Annotated in this window: 5 protein-coding genes; all 5 read right to left on the minus strand. The window is 68.7% G+C overall.

All coding sequences use genetic code 11. The features are described 5' to 3' along the window. Positions 1-26 precede the first annotated feature (26 nt). Positions 27-560, minus strand: a complete 534-nt coding sequence (locus tag FM051_RS49640) for an SMI1/KNR4 family protein (RefSeq protein WP_158854905.1) — start codon at positions 558-560, stop codon at positions 27-29. A 15-nt stretch (positions 561-575) separates the two neighbouring features. Then, complete coding sequence (locus FM051_RS49645; protein WP_158854907.1) at positions 576-1,556, minus strand: IS5 family transposase; 981 nt, start codon at positions 1,554-1,556, stop codon at positions 576-578. A gap of 36 nt (positions 1,557-1,592) precedes the next feature. After that, positions 1,593-2,078 carry an NUDIX hydrolase gene (locus FM051_RS49650; RefSeq protein ID WP_158854909.1) on the minus strand — a complete coding sequence of 162 codons (486 nt, stop codon included), beginning with the start codon at positions 2,076-2,078 and terminating at the stop codon, positions 1,593-1,595. Between the two features lie 273 nt (positions 2,079-2,351). Next, positions 2,352-3,659, minus strand: coding sequence for an RICIN domain-containing protein (locus tag FM051_RS52970; RefSeq protein ID WP_238413262.1), 1,308 nt, complete (start codon positions 3,657-3,659; stop codon positions 2,352-2,354). A 151-nt stretch (positions 3,660-3,810) separates the two neighbouring features. After that, a complete protein-coding gene (locus tag FM051_RS51360; RefSeq protein ID WP_202919528.1) occupies positions 3,811-4,683 on the minus strand; it encodes an alpha-L-fucosidase in 873 nt (290 codons plus the stop codon). Positions 4,684-4,850 lie beyond the last annotated feature (167 nt).

A 4,850-nucleotide genomic window follows, 5' to 3' on the forward strand; every position in this document is an offset into this window, starting at 1 on the left:
CCAAGCCCTCGGTGAGGGCTTGAAGGTCAGCATCCCAGCCGGCGATGTCCTGAACAGTCACGCTCTCGACCATGACACGGGATACGCGCCGTCAGCCGACCCGGTTCAAGATCTCGGAATGTAGTACTGGTCACCTTCCCCGACTCGAACAACACCCACATCGGCGGGTCCGGTTCGGCCAGATCGCTGCCGTCGACCACGAGGTAGACGTACGCGCCGCCCTCGGTGACCACCAACATGCCTGCCGGGTCCCGCATCCCGTGCGAGATCCCGCGCTCGTCGGCCTCGTCCACGCACCACCCGGCCTCCTCCCTGACCTCCGCATCCACCTTGCGGACGCCGAACGTGGTGCCCGGCAGCCACGCACCGCCCTGCTTGCCCATGATCCGCAGGATCTCCCGCACCGCGGCGGGAACCATCCGCACACCCTGGGCCGCGGCCCAGGCGTCGATCTCCTCGTCGGACGCTCCCTCGACCATCTCAGCACGGAAACCGCCGGCCACGACGTCCTCGAAGATGCCACGAACCCTGGCCACCGCCGCAGCGTCGTTGTCGTCCACCACAGGACCCCCGCTTCAACCAACATCGACCAACACCCGGCCGAAACGACCGCCACGCCACCAACGACGGACGAGACCCAACGTCAAACCAAATCCGGTCACGTCGGCGTGATGAGCGTGCGTTGCGTGCCGCACAGCACCAGACAGTGACTGAATTGGTACCAGCAACGTTGACAGTGGCCGTTTGGTGACAAGAACAGTTGGACGCAGGTGCCGGCTACGGCCGGCAACACGGGTTGAATGTCGAGGGTCGAGCCGACCTCGACGGTGACAACTATCGCCGGCGGTCACATGAGTCGGCGGACGGTGATGCGAACCATGGCCCAGCGGACCATGGCTTCGTGGTGGTGGGGCAGGCGTTCGTAGTCGCGGGGCGCAGCGGCGGTGTCCGGTGATCCAGGCCAGGGTTCGCTCGACCACCCATCTCCGTGGCAGCACGGTGAACATCGACAGCTGCGGGCGTTGGACGATCTCCACCACCAGGCCGAGGGTCGTGCGGGCCCAGTCGAGCAGGGTGCCGGTGTAGCCGCCGTCGGCCCACACCAGTGAGACCCGCCCGCCGGCGGTGTCGCGCAGACGTCGCAGCAGGCTGCGGGCGGCGACCCGGTCCTGTGTCGAGGCGGGGGTGACCAGCACCGCCAGCAGCAGGCCCACGCTGTCCACGACAATGTGGCGTTTGCGGCCCTGGACTTTCCTGCCGGCGTCGAAGCCGCGGGTCGCCTTCCCGACGGTCTCGGCCGCACGCAGCGACTGCGAGTCCGCGATCGCCGCGGACGGCGCCACAACCCGGCCGGCTGTCAGCCGGACACGGTCGCGCAACCCGTCGAGCAGCCGCTGCGTGGCTCCGGCCCTCTCCCAGAGGGCGAAACGCTGGTAGACCGTGGGCCGCGGCGGGAAGTCGGCGGGCGGGGCCTGCATTATGTGGAATCGGTGAAAGAAGACGCCGAATGACACCATTCGCGAACTCCGGGCGGCTGCGCCGAGCGTCTTCACCACTGCGACACCAGGTCATTCACCCACGGGCCACCGGACTCACAGCCCAAGATCCAATGGCTGGTCGGGGACTCCATCCTTGATCAACCTGGTCAGTGGGCCGGCGAGATCACGCGGACCAAAGAGGTCCGGCCCTTGGTAGTCGGTGATCTCCGCCAGCTGCCACCACCGAAACCCCGTGATGTTCTCGGCGGCCAGCTCGTCACTCGACAGTGCACCGTTCGGCTGGAAGGCCGCGGTGCGGACGAGGAAGTAGTCCTGGATCGCGCCGTCATACCCGCGCACGTAGCCGGGCGTGACGACTCTCCGATGCCACACGTGCGGCGGCGTCCCGTCGATCACGAGCCCGATCTCCTCGTGCAGTTCGCGGCGCAGTGCCTCGTGAGGTGTCTCGCCGGCCTCGATGCCTCCCCCCGGAGCTGCCCAGACGACCCTCTCCGGAAGGGCGAACCTGCACAGCAGGATGCGGTCCTCCTCATCCAGAACGATCGCACGGACCGAATGACGCAGGTTCAGCAAGGGCATCGGAGCACCCTATGTGCGCCCCCTGCGAGCCGGTCCAGGACTGCCGTGACGCCATTCGATGGACTGCCTCCAGTCGTCCCTGACTTCACCAACCGAAAGGTCGCGCTCCTGTCTCGATTCTCAATAACTTGTCTCGTGAGGTCGTGCTCGTCCGGTGGCCGGAAGCTGCGCAACCACGTGCAGTCGCCGTTCACGGTGTCCGAGACGGCCCCCGCCGCACGGGCCGATCCCTTCCAGGGCGGTGTTCGCTGGGCAGTCGGTGCTCGTGGCGGCTCACACGGCGACGAGCTGCCAATCCTGGTTGGCGCCGCCGTTACCGGGGCATTGGACGATCCGCGCGCCGTCGGCGGTCGAACCGCTGTCGACGTCGACGCACCAGCCGGTGCGCACGTTCACGATCCGGTGGTAGCCGTCGGTCGAGGACGGGACGAGGGTCCACCACTGGTTGTCGCTGTCCGTGTCGCTCCACTGGTCGAGTTGGGCGCCCTGGGCGGAGCCGCCGGGGCTGTTCAGCAGCTTGCCGCTCCTGGCGTTGACCAGGCGGTGGGAGCCGTCCGGGTTGGGCGTCAGCGTGAACCGCTGGTTGGTTCCGCCGGTGTCGGGCCACTGGATGGCCACGGCGCCGTCCGCGGTGGACGCGCCGTTGATGTCGAGGACCTTGCCGCTCTTGCGGTTGACGAGCTTGAACACCTCGACATCGGCGGTGATGGGCCGGTCGTAGACCTCCAGGTTGCGGATGGACGCCCACACGCCGGACGGCAGGCCGGTGACCGTCACCCGCACGTACCGGGCCTGGGCGGTGAACGCGAGCACCTGGACCTGCCTGGTGCTGCTGGTGCCGGTCCGGTCGGACAGGGACGTCCAGGTGGCGTTGTCGGTGGAGCCTTCGACGCGGTACCGGTAGTTCTTGGCGTCGAGCTCCCACGCGATCCGCACGCCGGTGATCGGCTTCGTCGCCCCGAGGTCCACCTTCAGCCAGTGCCCGGCGCGGCCGTCGGCCGCGCACCACCGGGTCGAGGTGGACGAGTCGACGGCCTTCGCCGCGGTGTTGCTCTTGCCGGTTTCCTGGCTGTCGGCCGTCGCGGTCCTGCCCGCGGCGATGTCGTTCGGCTGCACGGACCGGTCGAGTACGACGCCGACGACGCTGTCCTCGGGGTTGCGGGCGCGGTCGATGCCGACGATCGTCACTCGGCCCGCCGCGTCCACCGAGTGCGACAGCGCGGCGCCTGTGGCGACATCGAACACCCTGGTCACCTGGCCGTCGCCGATCGAGGGGGTGGTGAAGCTCGTGCCGCTGTAGCCTGGGAGCAGGTGTGCGTAGAAGGTGTCGCCCCGGCTGGTGAAGCCGTACTGCCCGTCGACGGGCTGCCACGGGCCGCCGCGGGTGCCGTAGACGGCGCTGCCGCAGGACGACATGAACGCGCCGATCCTGCGCACCAGGTCGGCTTGGGCCGCGGGCACCGTTCCGGTGCGGTCCGGCCCGACGTTGACCAGGCAGGTGATGTCGCGGACCAGGCGTTGACGAGGATGTTCATGGCGTTGCGGTACGACATGACGGCCGCGCCGGCGTTGTAGCCCCACGATCCGCAGATGGTGAAGCACTTCTCGGCGATCCTGCCGGTGCGGATCGCGCCGGTCGGCACGGAGCCGCCCTCCTCGGTGGCGTAGTCGCCGATCCACCCCGCGCGTGGGTTGGAGAGGGCGTCGGGCTGGTGCTTGCGCAGCAGGCCGGTCAGGCCCAGCGGCCTTCCCGTGGCCGGGTCGGTCTCGCTGTACGCCGGGTCGACGGGCCACTCGTTGGACCACTGCGGAACCGGCCCGGCTCCCAGAAGAACGCCCCGTCGGCGTCGGAGCCCTGCTGGGCCAGCCACCCGCCGTCCCACCAGATGTCGTCGATCGCGCCGTACTGGGTGACCAGTTCGCGCACGGCCTGGTACACCTCGTTCTTCATGATCCGCTCGTTCTCCTTGTGCGCCGGATCGGTGGTGTACCCCCAGGGATTCCTGGCGCAGTCGGTGCCGTGCACGTCGTAGTAGCCCGGGTACTGCCAGTTGATCGGGGAGTAGTACAGCCCCACCTTGAGCCCGGCCGCGCGCACCGCGGCCACGTAGTCCTTGACGAAGTCGCGGTTCAGCGGGGCCTGCGTCGAGGTCCACGCGTTCGGGAACAACCCGAACCCGTCGTGGTGGCGCGTGGTCAGGACGCAGTACCTGGCGCCCATGTCCTTGGCCAGCTGCGCCCAGTCGCCGGGTCGGTACGCGCTCGCGGTGAACTGCTCGCTGGTCGCGTCGGTGAGGTACTTGCGGTAGTCGGCCGGCGTGACGGGCGCGTTGTGCATGTACCACTCGCCCCTGGCCGGACCCGAGTAGACGCCCCAGTGGATGAACATGCCGAGCTTGGTGTCCCGCAACCACTGCGCCTTGTCGTCGGGCTGCTGCTCGACGTCCAAGTCGACCTTGGGCAGGCGCAGCGGTGCGAGCGGGAGCGGGTCTGAGGCCGCCGCGGACGCGACCGGTGACGTGGCGTCGCTGAGGGAAGATGCCGCGGCCTGAGCCGGTGAAACCGACGTCTTGGCCGTGACTGTGGTGGCAGCGAGCGCGCCCATTCCCGCGAGCACGCTTCGACGACTGACTTCGCCGGGCATCCCCCTCTTGGTCAGACTGCGGTGAGACACCTCGTGTGAGGGGTGGGTTCACGCTTGGGGGTGGGATCGGAGATCCTGATGAACGTGTCCACAGCACCTGACAGGCAACCTCGTCGCGCGACCGGCGG

The sequence above is a fragment of the Saccharothrix deserti genome (genome assembly GCF_009769385.1).
Classification (GTDB): domain Bacteria; phylum Actinomycetota; class Actinomycetes; order Mycobacteriales; family Pseudonocardiaceae; genus Actinosynnema; species Actinosynnema deserti.